The organism is Campylobacter taeniopygiae (genome assembly GCF_005406225.1).
Classification (GTDB): domain Bacteria; phylum Campylobacterota; class Campylobacteria; order Campylobacterales; family Campylobacteraceae; genus Campylobacter_D; species Campylobacter_D taeniopygiae.
In genome coordinates this window covers 41094-58164 of the sequence record NZ_NXLY01000001.1, presented here as the reverse complement: position 1 = coordinate 58164, position 17071 = coordinate 41094, and the positions used below count along the sequence as shown (strand labels likewise).

The 17071-nt window shown below is 30.9% G+C and carries 17 protein-coding genes; 11 read left to right on the top strand and 6 right to left on the bottom strand.

Going from position 1 to position 17071, the window contains the following annotated elements; translation table 11 throughout:
* Position 1: 1 nt before the first annotated feature.
* The gene (locus CQA75_RS00275) at positions 2 to 1351 is read left to right on the top strand and encodes a hypothetical protein (RefSeq protein ID WP_137623073.1); all 1350 of its coding nucleotides are present in this window, start codon (positions 2 to 4) and stop codon (positions 1349 to 1351) included.
* Here the strand turns inward: CQA75_RS00275 and CQA75_RS00270 are convergent.
* From CQA75_RS00270 to CQA75_RS00250, 5 genes are read right to left on the bottom strand one after another with little or no spacing between them, the layout of a single operon-like run.
* Positions 1341 to 2531 (bottom strand): molybdopterin molybdotransferase MoeA, encoded by a 1191-nt coding sequence (locus CQA75_RS00270; RefSeq protein ID WP_137623072.1) that lies wholly within the window; start codon positions 2529 to 2531, stop codon positions 1341 to 1343. The two genes, CQA75_RS00275 and CQA75_RS00270, sit on opposite strands and share 11 nt — an antisense overlap.
* Positions 2531 to 2713: a hypothetical protein gene (locus CQA75_RS00265; RefSeq protein ID WP_137623071.1), complete on the bottom strand. Its 183-nt coding sequence runs from the start codon at positions 2711 to 2713 to the stop codon at positions 2531 to 2533. Before CQA75_RS00265 ends, CQA75_RS00270 begins: the two co-directional genes overlap by 1 nt.
* A complete protein-coding gene (locus CQA75_RS00260; RefSeq protein WP_137623070.1) occupies positions 2710 to 3153 on the bottom strand; it encodes a molybdopterin synthase catalytic subunit in 444 nt (147 codons plus the stop codon). Before CQA75_RS00260 ends, CQA75_RS00265 begins: the two co-directional genes overlap by 4 nt.
* Positions 3153 to 3374 carry a MoaD/ThiS family protein gene (locus CQA75_RS00255; protein ID WP_137623069.1) on the bottom strand — a complete coding sequence of 74 codons (222 nt, stop codon included), beginning with the start codon at positions 3372 to 3374 and terminating at the stop codon, positions 3153 to 3155. Before CQA75_RS00255 ends, CQA75_RS00260 begins: the two co-directional genes overlap by 1 nt.
* Positions 3361 to 4902, bottom strand: coding sequence for a multicopper oxidase family protein (locus CQA75_RS00250; RefSeq protein WP_137623068.1), 1542 nt, complete (start codon positions 4900 to 4902; stop codon positions 3361 to 3363). Before CQA75_RS00250 ends, CQA75_RS00255 begins: the two co-directional genes overlap by 14 nt.
* 115 nt (positions 4903 to 5017) lie before the next feature.
* On the opposite strand from CQA75_RS00250, the gene nspC reads away from it, so the two are divergent.
* The 8 genes from nspC (at position 5018) to CQA75_RS00210 (ending at position 12426) form a co-directional block, all read left to right on the top strand.
* The gene (gene nspC, locus CQA75_RS00245) at positions 5018 to 6163 is read left to right on the top strand and encodes a carboxynorspermidine decarboxylase (protein WP_137623067.1); all 1146 of its coding nucleotides are present in this window, start codon (positions 5018 to 5020) and stop codon (positions 6161 to 6163) included.
* A 278-nt stretch (positions 6164 to 6441) separates the two neighbouring features.
* A complete protein-coding gene (locus CQA75_RS00240; RefSeq protein WP_137623066.1) occupies positions 6442 to 7125 on the top strand; it encodes a molecular chaperone TorD family protein in 684 nt (227 codons plus the stop codon).
* Positions 7112 to 7300 (top strand): twin-arginine translocation signal domain-containing protein, encoded by a 189-nt coding sequence (locus CQA75_RS00235; RefSeq protein WP_137623065.1) that lies wholly within the window; start codon positions 7112 to 7114, stop codon positions 7298 to 7300. Before CQA75_RS00240 ends, CQA75_RS00235 begins: the two co-directional genes overlap by 14 nt.
* Positions 7300 to 10098 carry a formate dehydrogenase subunit alpha gene (locus CQA75_RS00230; protein ID WP_137623064.1) on the top strand — a complete coding sequence of 933 codons (2799 nt, stop codon included), beginning with the start codon at positions 7300 to 7302 and terminating at the stop codon, positions 10096 to 10098. The genes CQA75_RS00235 and CQA75_RS00230 overlap by 1 nt, the downstream gene beginning before the upstream one ends.
* Positions 10095 to 10736 carry a formate dehydrogenase FDH3 subunit beta gene (fdh3B, locus tag CQA75_RS00225; protein WP_137623063.1) on the top strand — a complete coding sequence of 214 codons (642 nt, stop codon included), beginning with the start codon at positions 10095 to 10097 and terminating at the stop codon, positions 10734 to 10736. The genes CQA75_RS00230 and fdh3B overlap by 4 nt, the downstream gene beginning before the upstream one ends.
* Positions 10733 to 11629: a formate dehydrogenase subunit gamma gene (locus CQA75_RS00220; protein ID WP_137621606.1), complete on the top strand. Its 897-nt coding sequence runs from the start codon at positions 10733 to 10735 to the stop codon at positions 11627 to 11629. The genes fdh3B and CQA75_RS00220 overlap by 4 nt, the downstream gene beginning before the upstream one ends.
* 363 nt (positions 11630 to 11992) lie before the next feature.
* Positions 11993 to 12211: a hypothetical protein gene (locus tag CQA75_RS00215; protein WP_137623062.1), complete on the top strand. Its 219-nt coding sequence runs from the start codon at positions 11993 to 11995 to the stop codon at positions 12209 to 12211.
* A complete protein-coding gene (locus CQA75_RS00210; protein WP_137623061.1) occupies positions 12211 to 12426 on the top strand; it encodes a hypothetical protein in 216 nt (71 codons plus the stop codon). The genes CQA75_RS00215 and CQA75_RS00210 overlap by 1 nt, the downstream gene beginning before the upstream one ends.
* Positions 12427 to 13139: 713 nt before the next feature.
* Here the strand turns inward: CQA75_RS00210 and CQA75_RS00205 are convergent.
* Positions 13140 to 15392, bottom strand: coding sequence for an autotransporter outer membrane beta-barrel domain-containing protein (locus CQA75_RS00205; protein WP_137623060.1), 2253 nt, complete (start codon positions 15390 to 15392; stop codon positions 13140 to 13142).
* A 134-nt stretch (positions 15393 to 15526) separates the two neighbouring features.
* Between CQA75_RS00205 and fdhD the strand changes: the two genes are divergently transcribed.
* Together fdhD and CQA75_RS00195 are read left to right on the top strand one after the other, a co-directional pair.
* Positions 15527 to 16309 carry a formate dehydrogenase accessory sulfurtransferase FdhD gene (fdhD, locus tag CQA75_RS00200; protein WP_137623059.1) on the top strand — a complete coding sequence of 261 codons (783 nt, stop codon included), beginning with the start codon at positions 15527 to 15529 and terminating at the stop codon, positions 16307 to 16309.
* Entirely contained in the window at positions 16302 to 17033 is a 732-nt protein-coding gene (locus CQA75_RS00195) for a winged helix-turn-helix domain-containing protein (protein ID WP_137623058.1), read from the top strand. Before fdhD ends, CQA75_RS00195 begins: the two co-directional genes overlap by 8 nt.
* Positions 17034 to 17071 lie beyond the last annotated feature (38 nt).

Sequence of the window (17071 nt, the reverse complement as noted above, 5' to 3'; positions counted from 1 at the left end):
ATTGGAAAATCGACAAAAAATCGCTAGAAATGTGAAAATTTTTGCTCTTATAGGTTTAACGCTTGGCTTGTTAGGTTTTACTCCTATGATAGGTTTATATTTTAGTTTAGTTAGCTCTATTTTATTTATCATTGTTTTTTATAAACTCAAAGTTCATGCCGGTGCTAAGAATTTATTTAGTAATTTGTTTAGTATGGTAGGTATTATTATATTTAGTGGTATCATTGGAGCTATTTTGATACAAGGTGCTGAACAACTTACTGCTATAGTTTTGAAATTGTTATTAAGTGTTATTATCTTGATAGTTTTTTATAAATTTTCTAAGAATATATTTTATGAAATCGCAAGAGTAACGCATCAAAAATATTTTATTAGAGCTTTTTACACAGGTTTTATAGGCATTCTAGTTTTTATTGTAGGCATGGGTTTATTTTTATGGAATTTAGAAATAAGAATTATTAATCTAGATTTCATTCCTATGGGCGGCAATATGGGTTTTACTCCTATGAGTAGCATTATGAGTCTTTCTCCTATGAGTAGCAATATAGATTTTAAAAGTATTTTTATCTTAGCAGTTGCTTCGATTTTGCTTTGTGTGGGAGTTATATTTTCTCTTATAAATTTTATTTATCATGCTTTAGCTTGGTTAAATTTTGAAAGCTTTGATGAAGGGGTAAAAGAAGAAAATTACACAACAACCACTCAAGGATTAAAGCTTATTAAAATTATAATGATTTTTGCTTTAATATCAAATTTTCTGATTGTTTATAATTTTATTTTCCATTATATTTTTTTCTCAGAAATAGAAGTTTTTAATTTCGAGTCAATTTTTTCCCCTAAAGCAATTGCAATTGTTTTAGAATGTCTTTTTTGTATATTTTCTTTTATATCTATTTTATTACTTTGTAAAAAAATACGATCGTATAAAATGTTATTGTTTTTTACTTTGTGGGTAGTTTTTGATTGTATCACGTTTATTCCGCTATTTGATTATTTTACATCTTTTTATGGGTTTTTTCTTTGTCGTACTTTATTTGTAATTACATCAGCATTTTTCTTTTTTAAAGAACTAGTCAAAATAAGCAGCATGAAAATCTTTTTTGTAGTTTATATTTTTTTCTTTGCTTATCATTTTTACCCAATAGATAATGTGCTGGTAATTTCTCAATTAGAAGATCTTATGAAATTTTTTGGCTTAAATGATTTTATAAAAGTTTATTTAAAAAGTTTTATAATGTTTTTTGATCTAGAAAAATTTACTTATTTTCGTATTAATTTAAATTGTATCTATATCATCCTTTTTATCATTGCTTGGAGTCGGTTGAAGATAAAAATTATGCCTAAGGCATAAAAACTATATCAACCAAACTCTCATTTTCTAAAATTTCACATTCTTTAGGAACGATCATTAATGCAGCCTTGTGATTAAGGTTGTTAATGATCGCACTAGAGCCTTCTTTTTTTCCTTCTAAATTGACTAAAATACGTCCTTCCTTAAATTCTACATTGCAAGCAACGAATTCCAAATAAGGCGTTTTTTTCTTATAACTTCCTTGCAAGAAAGCTTTAGTGATATAATCTTTTTCTTGACACAACCAAGCGTTTAAAATCTCTCTAGCATAAAGATTAAACATCACCATAGCAGAGTATGGAAAACCAGGTAAGGCGATGATGAATTTATGATTTGCTTTAGCGATTTTGATGTGGCGTCCTGGTTTGATATCTACTTTATCAATGATGATTTCATACTCTTTAACAGCGCTTTTCAAAAAATCAAAATCTCCCATAGAAACTCCGCCTGTCGTGATTAAAATATCGCAGGATTCTAAAGCACTTTCTAAAGTTTTTAGCGTCGCTTTTTCATCATCTTTTAAAAGTGGAAAAACCCTTGTATCACAAGCTAAATTTTTAGCTAAATTAGCGATAGCAATGTGATTAGAGGAGCGAATTTGAGCAGGATTGTCCAAGGTTTCTCCTAGATCTTTGATTTCACTACCGCTGCTTAAAACCCCAATGATTGGTTTTACAAAAACGCTGATGTGAAAAAAGCCTAATTCTGCTAAAAGTGCAATTTCACTATAATTTAATTTTGTACCTTTTTTGAGTAAAATTTCATCTTTTTTATAATTTTCTCCAATTTTTCTAACCGCAAAACCTTTTTTAACGCTTTTTTCTATAAAAATTTGATCTTTTTCCATGCGGACGTTTTCAACTGGAACAAGCGTGTCGCTTCCTAAACTCATCAAAGAGCCTGTAAAAGTTTTGACACAAGTTCCATTTGTTACTTCAAATTGTGGCATGGTGCCCGCAGGAGTTGCGCCTAAAATTTTTAAAGCCTTATCTTGATCTTCAAATTTAATCGCATAGCCATCCATAGCCGAAGTTTCCATTTCAGGCTGATTTTTAAGTGCTTTGATATCGCACGCTAAGATACGTCCTAAACATTGAGTGAGTGCTATTTTTTCTATTCTTTCATAACTTTTTATATGAGAATGTAAAATTTTTAAACTTTCTTCATAAGAAATTAACATTAATTATCCTTTACCAATTTAAATTCCAAATCTTTATAATCATAATAAACACTATAAATTTCATCAGGAGCACCGAAAACACGATGAAAATCTTTCCATAAAGGAAAGATTTTCAAGTTTTGTTTATCGCTTTTTGGTTTTTTATCACTTAAAGCTGTTGCTTTAAAAATTTGTTTGATCATGATAAAATTCCAGCCCCTAAAAGCTTACTTGATCTATCTAGGGCATAAATTCTTTCACCATGTTTAAGATCGTATTTCCAAATGGGTGCATTAGCTTTAAAATCTTCTACAAAGTCACTTATAAGTTTTAAGCCTAATTTTCTTTGTTTGCTTAAAACACCTGCAAAATATGAACTTTCTCCAACTTTTACATCGCCAATAGAATGCGCAAATAAAAGATAAACAGGCTCTTTTTGAAGTCTTTCTTGCCAATTTTTAAACCAAGAAATGAGCAAAGGCTCGTAAATATCAAAACTCAAACCTTCCACCTTATCATCATCTCTGACTATGCCGCAAAAAGTGATTAAAGCCCCACAATTTTGTTTGATGCTAAATTCATACCATTTTGTATAAATTTCAGGGATATTTAAAGGGCCTTTATGGAGTGAAAAGTATTCCATCAACCACCGCCAACAGGAGGTAAAAGTGCGATTTTATCTCCATCTTTAAAAGTTGTATTTTCATCAAAAATGATTTCATCATTTAAGGCTACCGCACAAAGATCAAGCCATTTTTTCAAACTTTCATCTTGTTTTAAGAACTTTTTTAATTCTTTTAAATTTTTAACTTCTAATTCTAAACTAGCTTTATTAATGGGTCCTAAAAATTCAATTTTTACCATTATTTTCCCTTACTTCCAAATTCCCCATCATGCCTAAATCTTCATGTTCTAAAATATGACAATGATACATTCTAAGTCCAACAAAATCTTGTTTCATTCTTAGTCTTAATTCTTCTTTTGGACGCACGTTGATTGTATCTCTTAAGGCTCTAAATTCAGCTTTTTTTATAGTGCCATTTAGTTTGGATGAAATAAGTTCAAATTGTGTTCCATGTATATGAAAAGGATGATCCATGTGCGAGTCATTGATAACGATCCAATCCTCAACAACTCCAACCTTTGAAATCAAGTCTATGCGGTTTAGATCGTAGGTTTTTTTATTGATTAAAAACATAGAAGCTAAAGCAGCTTTTTGTTCTTCTTTGCTTTTTTTCATCATGCCGTGCATTTTGTGATGATCTTCGCTCATTATGATTTCTTTGAAATCTTGCGGATCTTTTAAGGTTTCAAATTTTCTCAAAGTAGAAGGCAGATTTTTAGGATTTTTTTCTATATTAAGATGGGCTAAGAATAAATTTTCTTTCTTTTCCTTAACCATCATTTTATCTCTATCATAATAAATGCTTTCTAGTTTTAACTCCCCTTTTTTATCCGTTTGTATGAAAACTTCCACTCTTGAAGCAGGAGCTAAAAATAATTCTTCTTTGATTATAGGTTTTTCTATAAGCCCACCATCAGTTCCTACTAAGATAAATTTAGCGTTTTGAATTTTTAAGTTTAAATATCTTGCTGAACAAAGATTATAAAGACGAATTCTTTCACCTTGTAAAGAAATTTTAGGTTGATATTGTCCATTGATCAAGACAAATTCACCCTCTCTTCCATTAAGCCAATCTGTTAAAGTATTTTCAGGAATTTGCGCGTTTTCATCGAGTCTTAAATCACTAAAAACTAAATCTTTTTCATCAAAATGAGATAAAGCATCTTTTCTAGCCTTGATCACAAAAATTCCAGCAAGCCCCATATAAACTTGTTTAGAGGTGATGTAATGAGGATGTGGATGATACCAGTATGTGCCTGCAGAATTTAAAGGCAATGTGAAACGATAAATTTTTTCCTTTCCTGCTAAAATAGGATCATGTGGGCTACCGTCTTGATCAGGAGGAACAGGAACGCCATGCCAATGTATAGTTGTAGGTTCTTTGAGTTGATTTTTGACTAAAATTTCAACCGTGTCGCCTTCATAAACTTCTATTTTTGGGCCAGGGATTAAACCATTGTAAGTGTAGCATTTGGTTTTTTTGCCTTTGATGAGTTCTATTTGGCTTTCTTTAATCTCTATAGTAGCGCGGAAAAAATTTTTTTCTTTACTTTCATTTTTAAGCAAAGTTAATTTTTTTAGTTTTTTTCCACTTGGAAACTGATCCTTGCTAAGAAGTTTAAGATCATTAGGTGCAAAATTGATAAAAGAAGTGTTGATGGCATTAGGGGTATTATTGTGATGCATTTGATGCATAGGGGAACCATAAGCTATACCAATACTTGCTAAACTTAAAGCATTAAATTTTAAAAATTGTCTTCTATTCATTATAAATTCCTTAAATGATAAAATCGTATTATAATCATTATTTTTAAAAGCTCAGTAAATTATTTAAAATTTGGCTTGTTTTTGGTATCATTTCGCAAATTATAAGGAAGTGTTTATGTATGGAAAAATTCAAACCCCAGCTTATATTTTAGAAGAAGATAAATTACGTAAAAATTGCGAACTTTTAGCTTACGTCAGTGAAGAAAGTGGGGCAAAAATTTTACTAGCCCTTAAAGGCTTTGCTTTTTCAGGAGCGATGAGGATTGTCGGAGAATATTTGCAAGGTTGTACTTGTAGCGGACTTTGGGAAGCACAATTTGCTAAAGAATACATGGATAAAGAAATTCATACTTATTCTCCAGCTTTTAAAGATGATGAAATCAAAACAATTTCTTCTTTATCGCATCACATCGTTTTTAATTCTTTATATCAGTTTGAAAAATATAAAAATATATGCGCTAAAAATTCCCTTGGACTTCGCTGCAACCTTGAATTTTCTTTAGCTCCAAAAGAGCTTTATAATCCTTGCGGAAGATATTCTAGGCTTGGAATTCGTGCTAAGGATTTAATGGATGCTAATTTAGAAGGTATTGAGGGTTTACACTTTCATGCTCTTTGTGAAGAAAGCGCACAAGCTTTAGAGCAAGTTTTAAAGGTATTTGAAAATAATTTTTCTTCATGGATTAAGAAGATGAAATGGGTTAATTTTGGTGGAGGTCATCATATCACAAAAAAAGGCTATGATATCCAAAAACTTATTGATCTTTGTAAGAAATTTAGCGATAAATACGGCGTTCAAGTGTATTTGGAACCAGGGGAAGCTGTGGGTTGGCAAACGGGTGTGCTTGTATCCAGTGTGGTTGATCTTGTAGAAAATGAAAAGAAAATCGCTATTTTAGATACTTCAAGTGAAGCACATATGCCAGATACTATTATCATGCCTTATACAAGTGAAGTTCAAGACGCTAGAATTTTAAGCACAAGAGAAGGAGAAAACATTTCTTCTTTGGAAAAAGATGAAACAGCGTATTTGCTAACAGGCAATACTTGTTTAGCGGGTGATGTAATGGGAGAGTATGCTTTTAAAAAAGAGTTAAAAAGGGGTGATAAGGTTGTGTTTTTGGATCAAATTCATTATTCTATTGTTAAAAATACAACTTTTAATGGTATAAGATTGCCTAATTTAATGTTTTTAGATAAAAATAAGAATTTAAAAACTATAAGAGAATTTACTTATGAGGATTATGCAAAAAGGAATTAATTTATTATTTCTATCTTGCATAAAATATTTTTCATCTTAAAAATATACTGATATTTTTTACATTATTAATTTTTAAATTCTATATTTTATAAATGATGAATTTTGCTTATTTTTAATGATTGATTGTGTTTAAAATGAGTAAAATTCAGTTTTTTTTAACTCAAATCATAATAAGATAGAACCTATTGAAATTTTAGGATTTAAAGACTATATTAAGTCATATTTGCATAATAAAGTCTGATTTGATTTTTACAAATCTAAATTTTTAGGAATTGATTATGAATTTAGAGCAATTGAGATTAGCAAGAAGTCTTTATTATCAATTTTTTGGCGATCTTTTTGTTTTTTCTTATTCTAAACAACATTTAGATTCTTTATATCGTTGTTTGGAAGTAATGAAAGAAAATTTGTTTGATGAAGATTTGTTAGATAGTTTTGATTTGTTATTACAAAATTCGCAAAAAAACTTGGAGTTATTTTTTAAAGAATATGAAGAGCTTTTTTTATCTTTAAAGAGTGCTATTCCTATGACATTTTCATATCTTGAAGAAGGTTTTGAAAATTCAAAAGCCTTACTTTGTGTGAGAGAAATTCTTTCAAAAAGTATTTTAAGACGCAATGAAATGAAATTTAAAGAAAGTGAAGATAATGTAGGATTTTGTTTTTTATTAATGAGTGAGTTTTTAAAATTAAAAGAAGATGATTTAGCTAAGGAGTTATTTCAAAAACTAATTCATCAAAATATTGATGAATTTATCACGCTAATTTTAGAGCATAAAAAAGCGTATTTGTATAAAGAAATAGCTAAGATACTTGCAACTTTTATAGAATTTGAAAGATCGTGTTTTGATCTTGGTAAAGTTTTAAAAACCACTTCTAAAAAAGTTCAAAACGATCTTTCAAGATCTGAAATTCTAAGAAGAGAGGCTAATAAAAAAAGGAGGATGAATGCAAAATCGTAGAGAATTTCTTAAAAAATCCGCTTTGGCTTTAGGAAGTGCTAGTTTATTGCCTAGTGCCGGTTTAGCTTTTGCTAAAGAAGAAAATAAAGATGTAGTAAAAGGCAAAAGTAAGAAAAAAGAAGTGCTTTTTCAAAGAAGTGCAAATTGGGAAAATTATTATACAAAGGCTGAATAATGTCAAGTGTTGATATAAAACTTAATCGTCGTAATTTTTTAAAAATGGCGGCTCTTTCAAGTTTAGCTACCCCTTTGCTTGCAAGAAGTGAAAATCTTAGAGAGGCAAGCAAGACTGAATTAAAAGAAGCGTTTGAGGGAAGCAAAAAAATTAAGACAATCTGCACAGCTTGTTCTGTGGGTTGCGGCATCATTGCTGAAGTGCAAAATGGAGTTTGGGTACGTCAAGAAATCGCTCAAGATCATCCAATAAGTTTAGGTGGGCACTGCTGCAAAGGATCTGATATGATCGATATGGTGCGTTCTCATGTGCGTTTAAAATACCCTATGAAAAAAGAAAATGGAGAGTGGAAACGCATTTCTTATGAACAAGCTTTAAGCGAGATCGGAGAAAAACTTGCCACTTATCGTAAAGAAAATCCAGAAAGCGTGATGTTTTTGGGATCTGCCAAACTCAATAATGAACAAGCTTATTATATAAGGAAATTTGCAGCATTTTTTGGAACCAATAACGTAGATCATCAAGCTCGAATTTGACATAGTGCAACAGTCGCCGGTGTGGCGAATACATTTGGTTATGGCGCTATGACAAACCATCTTGGAGATATACAAAAAAGTAAGTGTATTATTATCATCGGTGCAAATCCTGCAGTAAATCATCCAGTAGGTTTTAGGCATTTCTTAAAAGCTAAAGAAAAGGGTGCTAAGCTTATTGTTGTGGATCCTAGATTTACAAAAAGTGCGGCAAAGGCGGATATTTATGCAAGAATTCGTCCAGGAACTGATATAGCTTTTATGTATGGAATGCTAAAAATTATTTTTGATGAGGGCTTAGAGGATACAAAATATATCGATGAAAGAGTTTTTGGAATCGATAAAATTCGTGAAGAGGCCGCAAAATGGACAGCAGAAGAAGTTGAAAATGTCACAGGAATTTCTAAAGAGCTTTTAGTAGAGATCACTCATGAAGTGGCTAAAAATAAACCGACTACTTTAGTATGGGCTATGGGTTTAACTCAACATTCTGTAGGAACTTCAAATACGCGTTTAGCTCCTATTTTACAGATGGTGCTTGGAAATATAGGTAAATTTGGCGGCGGGGTTAATATCTTACGTGGTCATGATAACGTTCAAGGCGCATCGGATATGGCTTGTTTGAGTGAAAATTTACCAGGTTATTATCCTTTAAATGAAGCGACTTGGAGGTATTACGCTAAAATTTGGGGTGTGGATTATGAATGGCTTTTAGGAAATTTTGTCAGCAAAGATTGGATGCATAAAACCGGACTTTCTCTTGCTAGATGGTGGGCAGCAGCTTTAAATGGCAAAGATGGAAATGATAGGGTTGATAATGCAGGAACGCCTTTAAAAGCTTTAGTTGTTTTAGGAAATGGTATCACTTCAACCGCACAGCAAGCTAAAGTTAAAGAAGGTTTAGAGGCTTTAGAACTTTTGGTTTTAGCAGATCCTTTTGTAAATGAAGCAGGTATTATCGCAGAAAGAAAAGATGGAATTTATCTTTTACCGGCTGCAACTCAATTTGAAACCAGTGGAAGCGTAACCGCGACTAATCGTAGTGCGCAATGGAGATTTAAGGTTGTTGATCCACTTTATGAGAGCATGGAAGATCAAGAAATTTTATTTGAACTTGCTAAAAAGCTTGGCTTTTATGAAGATTTCACTAAAACTTTGCGAGATGAAAAAGGTGAGATTGTTTGGCCTGAAAATGCTACAAAAGAAATTGCTAGAGCGGTTAGAAGTATAGGTTTAAATGGTTGGAGTCCTGAAAGACTTAAAAAACATACTTTAAATTGGGATAAATTTAACGAAGTCACTTTAGAGGGAAAAGATGAGGTTGATGGTGAATATTACGGACTTCCTTGGCCTTGCTGGAGTGATAAACATCCAGGAACTCCTGTGCTTTATAATGTGGATGTTGAAGTAGCAAAAGGTGGTATGGGCTTTAGAAATAATTTTGGGCTTGAATATGAAGGTGAAAGTTTATTAGCTAAAAATGCGCCTTTAAATTCACCTATTGATACAGGATATCCACAAATCACTAAAGAAAATATTGAAAAAATTTTAGGAATTACTTTAAGTGCTGAAGAAAAAGAAAAAATGGGTGCAACTTGGTCTTATGATGATAGTAATATTATTGCAAATAAATGTATGGAAAAAGGCATAGTTCCTTATGGTAATGCTAAAGCTAGAGCTATTGTTTGGACTTTTAAAGATAAAATTCCACTTCACCGTGAACCTCTTCATTCTCCAAGGAATGATTTGGTACAAAAATATCCTACTTTTGAAGATCAAAAAGCACTTTATCGCGTGGATACAAAATTTATTTCTATGCAAAAGGCTAAGGATTATTCTAAGGAATTTCCACTCAATCTCATCACAGCAAGGCTTGTTAATCTAAATGGTGCGGGTATGGAAAATAGAGCTTCTATGTATCTTTCACGTTTAACGCCTGAAATGTTTTGTGAGATCAATCCAGAGCTTGCAAAAGAAAAAAATATCCAAAAAGGGGATATGATTTGGATCCATTCTCCAGAGGGAACAAAAATTCATGTTAGAGTGAAATTTAATCCAGGTATTGCAAAAGAAATGATTTTCTTGCCTTTTCACTTTACTGGAGTGATGCAAGGGGTGGATTTAACTCATAATTTCCCCGAAGGAACTAAGCCTTATGTGAGTGGAGAGAGTGCCAATACAATTACAAATTATGGTTATGATGTTATGTGTCAAATTCCAGAAACCAAAGGCGGACTTTGTCGCATTTCTAAGGATGGAAAATGAGTAAAGAAAATTTTATAAATTTAGAAAAAGATCGTTTAAAATTCTTTTGCGATAATGAACGTTGTATTGATTGTAATGGTTGTGCGGTCGCTTGCGATGAGGCTCATGAACTTCCTATTAATATCCGTCGTCGCCGCGTGATTACTCTTAATGAAGGCGTACAAGGAAAAGAAGTTTCAACTTCTATTTCATGTATGCATTGTGATGATGCGCCTTGCTCTATTGTTTGTCCTGTGGATTGTTTTTATATACGTGCCGATGGTATTGTTTTGCATGATAAAGAAATTTGCATAGGTTGTGGTTATTGCTTGTATGCTTGTCCTTTTGGTGCTCCACAGTTTCCAAAAGATAGTGTTTTTGGCAATAAAGGCATTATGGATAAATGTACAATGTGTGCAGGTGGTCCTGAAGAAACAAATTCACAAAAAGAAAGAGAGCTTTATGGACAAAATCGTATCGCAGAAGGTAAAGTACCGGTGTGTGCGGCTATGTGTTCAACTAAGGCTTTATTGGTGGGCGAAAGTTCAAAAATCGAAGAAATTTATCAAAATAGACTTAGTAATAGAAACTATGGCATTGTTTCACCTAAAGAAAGTATAGAATGGAAGATCGCCTATATAGGAAAGGAACGTTTATGAAAAAAATGTTTATCTTGCTTTTTTCTTGTTTTGTAAATTTATTAGCTTATGGCGAAGAAAGAATGGGACAAGATACGCAAATATGGGATCATCATCGAATCAGTAATATTCCAAATTATCATACTTTTGGTCAATTTTGGACGAGTTTGCAAGGAGAATATATTGCAACGATTGCTCTAATCGCTATTATCGCTGCTTTGAGTGCTTTTGCTTTGCATTATATGGTGATTGGGCCAAAGCAATTTTCTCATAATGGAAAGAAAATTTACACTTTTAGCTTATTTGAAAGAATTTTTCATTTTATTGCGGCTCTTTCTTGGATTATTTTAATCCCTACGGGTTTAATTATGATGTTTGGATCTACTTTTGGGGGCGGAAATTTTGTTAGAATTTGTAAAAATTTACATGCTTTAGCGATGATTTTATTTATCATTTCTATTATTCCTATGTTTTTATGCTGGATTAGAAGAATGCTTCCTGCAAGCTATGATATTAAATGGCTTATGATTGTTGGGGGTTATTTAAGCAAAGTTAAAAAGCCAATTCCTGCAGGTAAGTTTAATTTTGGTCAAAAAACTTGGTATTATATTGCTGTATTTGGAGGCTTTTTGATGATTGTCACGGGTTTGTTTATGTATTTTGTAGATTTTGACTCTGTTGTGATTCAAAATTTTTTAGGTTTAACTCAAATAGAACTTTTAAGGATTTCTGCTATAGTGCATAATATTTTAGGCATTGTATGTGTGGTATTTTTTGGAGTGCATATTTATATGGCTGTTTTTGCAATCAAAGGAAGTATTCATTCTATGATCACTGGTTATAAAGAAGAAGAAGAGGTTTATATTTTACATCATTATTGGTATAAAGAGCTTGAAGATAAAAAGAAAATCTAATGGATAATTTAAATAATCAGTATTTGTTTTTAATTTTTATTAAAAAGTATTTTTAAAATTATTTTTGAGTCAAGATAAATTGCTGAATTTTTCTTGACTCTCGATTTCTGCATTTCTTATCAAGATAAGCTTATAAAAAGGTGTGATGAAATAATCAATTTGCAAAAATATTAAGGAAGACTTAAAAAAGGTTTATAAAAATTTAAAAGTGTATCCATCTTTAGAAAAAGTTTCAGCAATATGAGTAAATTTTTCTCAACCTTTGATTAAATTTTTGATTTTTTTCTTGTTTAATATTAAATTAATTTTTTGTTTTTTATAATTATTTATATATCAAAATTTTAACCATAGAAAGGGCCTAAAATGAAAAAAATTATCTTAGGTTTAGCATTAATTGCTTCATTATCTAGTGTTGCTTCAGCATATAAAATTACTGTATCTCAACAGCCTATAGTTCAACCACATTACGAAGGTTGTGTTCTAGTTTATCAGTATGGAATGGATTTTAGTAAATGCAGTAGTAAAGAGATCTATCAACTTGCTTTCCAAAAAGGCTATTGTCATTATCTAGGAACTTGCTAATGCTACTTGATACAGCTTGTAGAGGAATAGTAGATACAAATTTCGAAAGTAAAAGAATTAGCATAACTTCAGCTTTGAAATTTCAAGAAAAAAAAGCAAAAGTAGAAGCTAAAGCTGAAAAGGAAGAGGAAGCAAAATTAAAAGATAAAGACAATAGCAACTCCATAAATGCAGATACTAGCAAAAAAGATCAGTTTCTAGATATATATGTTTAATTTTTAATAAAAGACGGTGATCTTTGTTCTGCTTTTATACTCGGATAACACTCTTTTTTTATAAAAAAGTATCTTAGTTAGCGTGGTTGATTAGAGAGTAAGTGTTTTTCTTTTGTAACCATAATTTTCTGTATTTATATTATTTTTGTTCTTTTTCTAACATTCTTGGTTTTGTTTTTAAAACAATTAAGATATTTTTTAGCTCTTTGATATCTTTTTTCACACTTATGGTTTTTATTAAATTATATTCTCAAACTGATCAAATTTTATTACTTTATGAGTTTTAAAAGCTTATTGTTTATACCTTGTAAAATTATTTTCTTTCAAAGTCTTAAGATTAAATCGGTTATCTTGTCGATTTTTGATGCAGAATTCGTTTATAGGGAAGTATATAGCTTAAGCTCTTAATTAAGTATTTGGCTAAATTATTTATTAAAAACTTTGATAAAATATCTTTGTTTATAATTATACATTTTTAATTTTTTTACCTGTTATCTTTTTAATTTGCAAGAGATAATAATAAATTTTTGTTCTAATTTTGTAAAAATTAGATAATTCGATTTTTTATTATGCAATGTTTTATAATTTTACTTATTAATTTGATAACCAAGATAGGTTTTATATAATAAAAATGTTAAATAATTAATCAGTTGGAGCTTATTTTATAGGGCTTATTAAGCCCTATAAAAGAAATTTTATATTCATTTATAAAATTAAAACTTATATTTTAGTCCTATTTGACCACTTAAATAAGTTTCATTTTTATTATCAACTTTACCAGCTAAAATTTGCTTAGCACCTAAGCCAACATTCATGCTTAATTGTTCGGTAAAATCTATATTTCCACCCACAATGACTTGCCCATAAGTTTTTTTCTTATTGTTTGCTTCAACGCTAGTGAAAAAAGCATTGTTTATAGATAAATTGGCTATGTAGTCATCTCCACTATTGATAATAAATTGTTCAATTTTCGGAGTGGCAAAAATATAGGATTTTTCATTGATATATTTTCTAAATTCTGCTCCTATTTCAAGACTTGCAGAATTATTTCTCATAGAATCAATATCCTTAGCAATAGCACCATTTTCTCTATGAGATGGGGTGTAACTTAAGTAATAATTTACTCCAGCAAATGGCTTAACAAAGAAAGTGTTATCACTAAAATCAAACACACGACCAGCATTGGCACTAAGACCTAAGAATTTACTCATATAACTTGAATTATAAGCACCATCTACTTGTACATGATCTTGATCTGTTGGAGAAATTTGAGCGTAAGCTTTTAGATTAATTTCCCATTGCGGAGCTATGTTGATACTTGAATAAAGTCCTAATTGAAAATTATCACTTTTTTGTTCTAAAGTATTGTCTTTAATCTTAGCATTTGCATAGGTAAAATATGCACCTAATAAAACGTGATCATTTGCTTGTTTGTCTAAACCTATGGTTGCACCATACATTGCACCACTATCTCCATCGATGATATTTGCACCACCAAAAGCATTAGCCCAAACACTTTGAGTATAATCATTTACATAACTTGGTCTCATATCGCTTTCTAAAGCAGCAAATTTAAGCCCACTCATTTTAGACGCATAGTTTCCAAAAGGGTTATTTAGTATAGCTACTCTTTGACCTATTGAAACGTCATTAGCTACATTCATAGTTGTATTTACAGAACTTGAACTTGAGTTTAAGTTAGAGACAGATTTGCCTGTGTCATCAGTATCTTTTTTGATATTAAGAGCGAGTTTTACACCTTCTCTGCTTGCTAAGTCAGCACCTATACTTCCTAATTGATCTGTGATAGATCGAAGGGCTAAAATAGAAGCTTTATCATTAGAATTTAGATTAGGTGCTACAAGATCAAGATACTTGCTATCGTCTATTTTGCCACCATTGCTTTGTGCTTCGCTGATGAGTTTTTGAATTTCTTGTTTTTGTTTTGTTAGTTCAGCTTTAGCCTTTTCCCATTCTTCTTTTTGTGATTCATCATCATTGAATGTTTCTTTTAGCAATGTATTAATCATAGCTACATCTACTTTTAATTGAGTGAGTTTATCTTTAGCAGCATCGGTTGCACCCCCATTGATAACTAAACATTGATTTCCACTACAATCTTTAATGCTTAATTTATAATTCACCAAAGGATCAAAATTGTCACTATCTGAAACATCTATAACATATCCAGATTCTAAAGAATCTTGTGATATAAAATTTGCATTTGGAACATAATCATTTATAAATTTTAAAAGCCATGCACTTGCGAAATTGCTTTTTTCTAAAATATCTTTATTAAAATTTTTAGCTTGAATTACTACAACATCGTGTGCTTCCAAATCGGTATAAGAACGTTTTACAAGTTTAAAATCCGAATCTGAAATATTGGCATTACCTTTTACTTTGACAAAATTACCATAAGTTGCAAACACTGTTGAGTTAGCTGTAAGATTTCCATTGATATTTAAGCCGCCATTATAAGCTATATCACCTGATCCGTCATCATTAAAAAGCAAGATCATTGAGCCACCTTCTTCTCCTGTTACTTTTCTTTTTCCTTCCATCTCTAAATTTCCATTGATGGTCGAAGGTTTGAAAGCTTGTAGGATAATATTTTGTGTTTTGATATCTTTAGCACTTAGATTGAAATTAGTCACATAAGTGGGTTTGTTGGAATTATCTTGTGTAAAGGATAGGGTATGATCTCCTAGATCGATATTAAGATTAGGGGTTTCATCTTTTTGTTCCGGCCAATCATCTGGCAAACCAAGATCTTTGTTAAATTTAAAAGTTAAATCCTGATTTTTGTAAGAATCTTGTAAATAAACACTGTTGCTATTTTTATCAAACGTGAAACAATTTTTAAAATCATTTGATGAGTTAATGGTTATTTCCTTCGAGAAACCACTAGAATAAAGCAAAGTAGCTACACCTATACTGAGTAAAATTTTACTCTTTTTTGCCATAAACGACTCCTTATTTTAATAATATAAAAATAAAAAATGCATTATACCCCCCCCCATAAATTTAAGCTTAATTATTAGAAAATATTTACTTTTTTGATATAATATTTGCAGTTTATTTTTTCAAGAGATACCTGATGGAACCTTTATTTACAACTCAAATTTTAAAATACAAAGGCGATGAAGCTTTTACTTGCGATGATACTTTAGTACGTGAGATTAAACTTGAAATTTTTATCAACGGTGAAAGAATCGGTGCTTTAATGGCAACTCCGGTTGATGAACAAGCCTTAGCGGTTGGGTATTTGATGAGTGAAAATATCATCGCTAGAGTGGAAGATATCCAAAAAATTGAAAGTAAAGATGATGGCATGAGTGTGCATATTGAAGCAAATATCGATCAAGAAAATCTTGCTAAACTCAATGCTCAAGGAGTTGTGATCAGTGGTTGTGGGAGAGCACACACGGCTAATATTGATATAGAAAATATTGAAGCCATGAAAATATCTTCTAAAGCTCGATTTAGCAAGGATTATATCCTAAAACAAATGAGTCAATTTTATACTCAATGTGATTTATATGAAAAAACAGGGTGTGTGCATACAGCTAAGCTTTTTTTTGATGAAAAAACGTTTTTTATCGGAGAAGATATTGCTCAACATAATACTATAGATAAGGCTTTAGGAAAGGCAAGATTAGCCGGAGTTAAACTTGATCAGTGTTTTTTAATGGTAAGCGGTCGTTTAAGTTCTGAAATGGTTGCTAAAACGATTATGCATAGAGTGCCAATTTTGGTTTCAAGAACGGCTCCTACTTGCTTGGGTGTGATGATAGCAAGAAAGTTTGACTTAAGTCTTTGTGGTTTTGCAAGGGAAGATAAGATCAATATTTATAGCGGAGATTTTCGAATTCATGGATGATAAAAAAATACTCTCTTATATGAAAGAAATGCTAAATAGCAATGAAAAATTAGATTGCGGAACAGCTTTTAAAATAGCGAAAAAATTTTCAAAAAATATTGAAGAAATAGGTAAGCTTGCTAATGAAAATAATATCAGAATTGATAATTGTGAATTGGGTCAATTTGGGCATTTGGATTTTGAAAAAGGAAAAATTGAAGTTTTAAAAGAATTAGAACCTAAGCTTGATCATAAAAGAAGAATTTTTTGTGAAGAAGCTAGAGAGATCGCCCAAAAAAGTTGCGGTTTAAAAAGTATGCGTTCGGCTTTAAAAGCATATAAAATTGATGTGAAATATTGCAAACTTGGTTGTTTTAAGGAGAAAAAAGGGAAGCAATTTGTTATTAGAACTAAAACTTGGATTGAAAATTCAGACGGGGACTTGCTTTTTGGTAAAGGAAAAACTGAACTTTTGGAGCTAATAGGGCAAACGGGAAGTTTATTGCATGCTTCTAAATTAATGGGGATAAATTACAAAAAAGCATGGATGCACTTACAGGTTTTGCAAAAAAATTCTCAAGAAATTTTAGTAAGCACAAGACAAGGAAGATCAAAAGAATCAGGGACAAAATTAACTCCTAGGGCTATAGAATTGATGGAGAATTTTGCTATTTTGCAAAAAGATATAGAAGAATACGCTAATAAACGTTTTAAGGAATTATTTTTAAAACATAAAAAAAATTAATTTTTTTCTTTTAAGCTTATTTTGTTATAAAAAATAAT

What these genes read in the sequence shown, in the direction of transcription:
- CQA75_RS00255 (WP_137623069.1), bottom strand. Translation starts at nt 3,374, where the DNA reads ATGGTAAAAATTGAATTTTTAGGACCCATTAATAAAGCTAGTTTAGAA.
- CQA75_RS00260 (WP_137623070.1), bottom strand. Translation starts at nt 3,153, where the DNA reads ATGGAATACTTTTCACTCCATAAAGGCCCTTTAAATATCCCTGAAATT.
- fdhD (WP_137623059.1), top strand. Translation starts at nt 15,527, where the DNA reads ATGGAACCTTTATTTACAACTCAAATTTTAAAATACAAAGGCGATGAA.
- CQA75_RS00270 (WP_137623072.1), bottom strand. Translation starts at nt 2,531, where the DNA reads ATGTTAATTTCTTATGAAGAAAGTTTAAAAATTTTACATTCTCATATA.
- CQA75_RS00215 (WP_137623062.1), top strand. Translation starts at nt 11,993, where the DNA reads ATGAAAAAAATTATCTTAGGTTTAGCATTAATTGCTTCATTATCTAGT.
- CQA75_RS00240 (WP_137623066.1), top strand. Translation starts at nt 6,442, where the DNA reads ATGAATTTAGAGCAATTGAGATTAGCAAGAAGTCTTTATTATCAATTT.
- CQA75_RS00205 (WP_137623060.1), bottom strand. Translation starts at nt 15,392, where the DNA reads ATGGCAAAAAAGAGTAAAATTTTACTCAGTATAGGTGTAGCTACTTTG.
- CQA75_RS00235 (WP_137623065.1), top strand. Translation starts at nt 7,112, where the DNA reads ATGCAAAATCGTAGAGAATTTCTTAAAAAATCCGCTTTGGCTTTAGGA.
- nspC (WP_137623067.1), top strand. Translation starts at nt 5,018, where the DNA reads ATGTATGGAAAAATTCAAACCCCAGCTTATATTTTAGAAGAAGATAAA.
- CQA75_RS00250 (WP_137623068.1), bottom strand. Translation starts at nt 4,902, where the DNA reads ATGAATAGAAGACAATTTTTAAAATTTAATGCTTTAAGTTTAGCAAGT.
- CQA75_RS00265 (WP_137623071.1), bottom strand. Translation starts at nt 2,713, where the DNA reads ATGATCAAACAAATTTTTAAAGCAACAGCTTTAAGTGATAAAAAACCA.
- CQA75_RS00210 (WP_137623061.1), top strand. Translation starts at nt 12,211, where the DNA reads ATGCTACTTGATACAGCTTGTAGAGGAATAGTAGATACAAATTTCGAA.
- fdh3B (WP_137623063.1), top strand. Translation starts at nt 10,095, where the DNA reads ATGAGTAAAGAAAATTTTATAAATTTAGAAAAAGATCGTTTAAAATTC.
- CQA75_RS00195 (WP_137623058.1), top strand. Translation starts at nt 16,302, where the DNA reads ATGGATGATAAAAAAATACTCTCTTATATGAAAGAAATGCTAAATAGC.
- CQA75_RS00220 (WP_137621606.1), top strand. Translation starts at nt 10,733, where the DNA reads ATGAAAAAAATGTTTATCTTGCTTTTTTCTTGTTTTGTAAATTTATTA.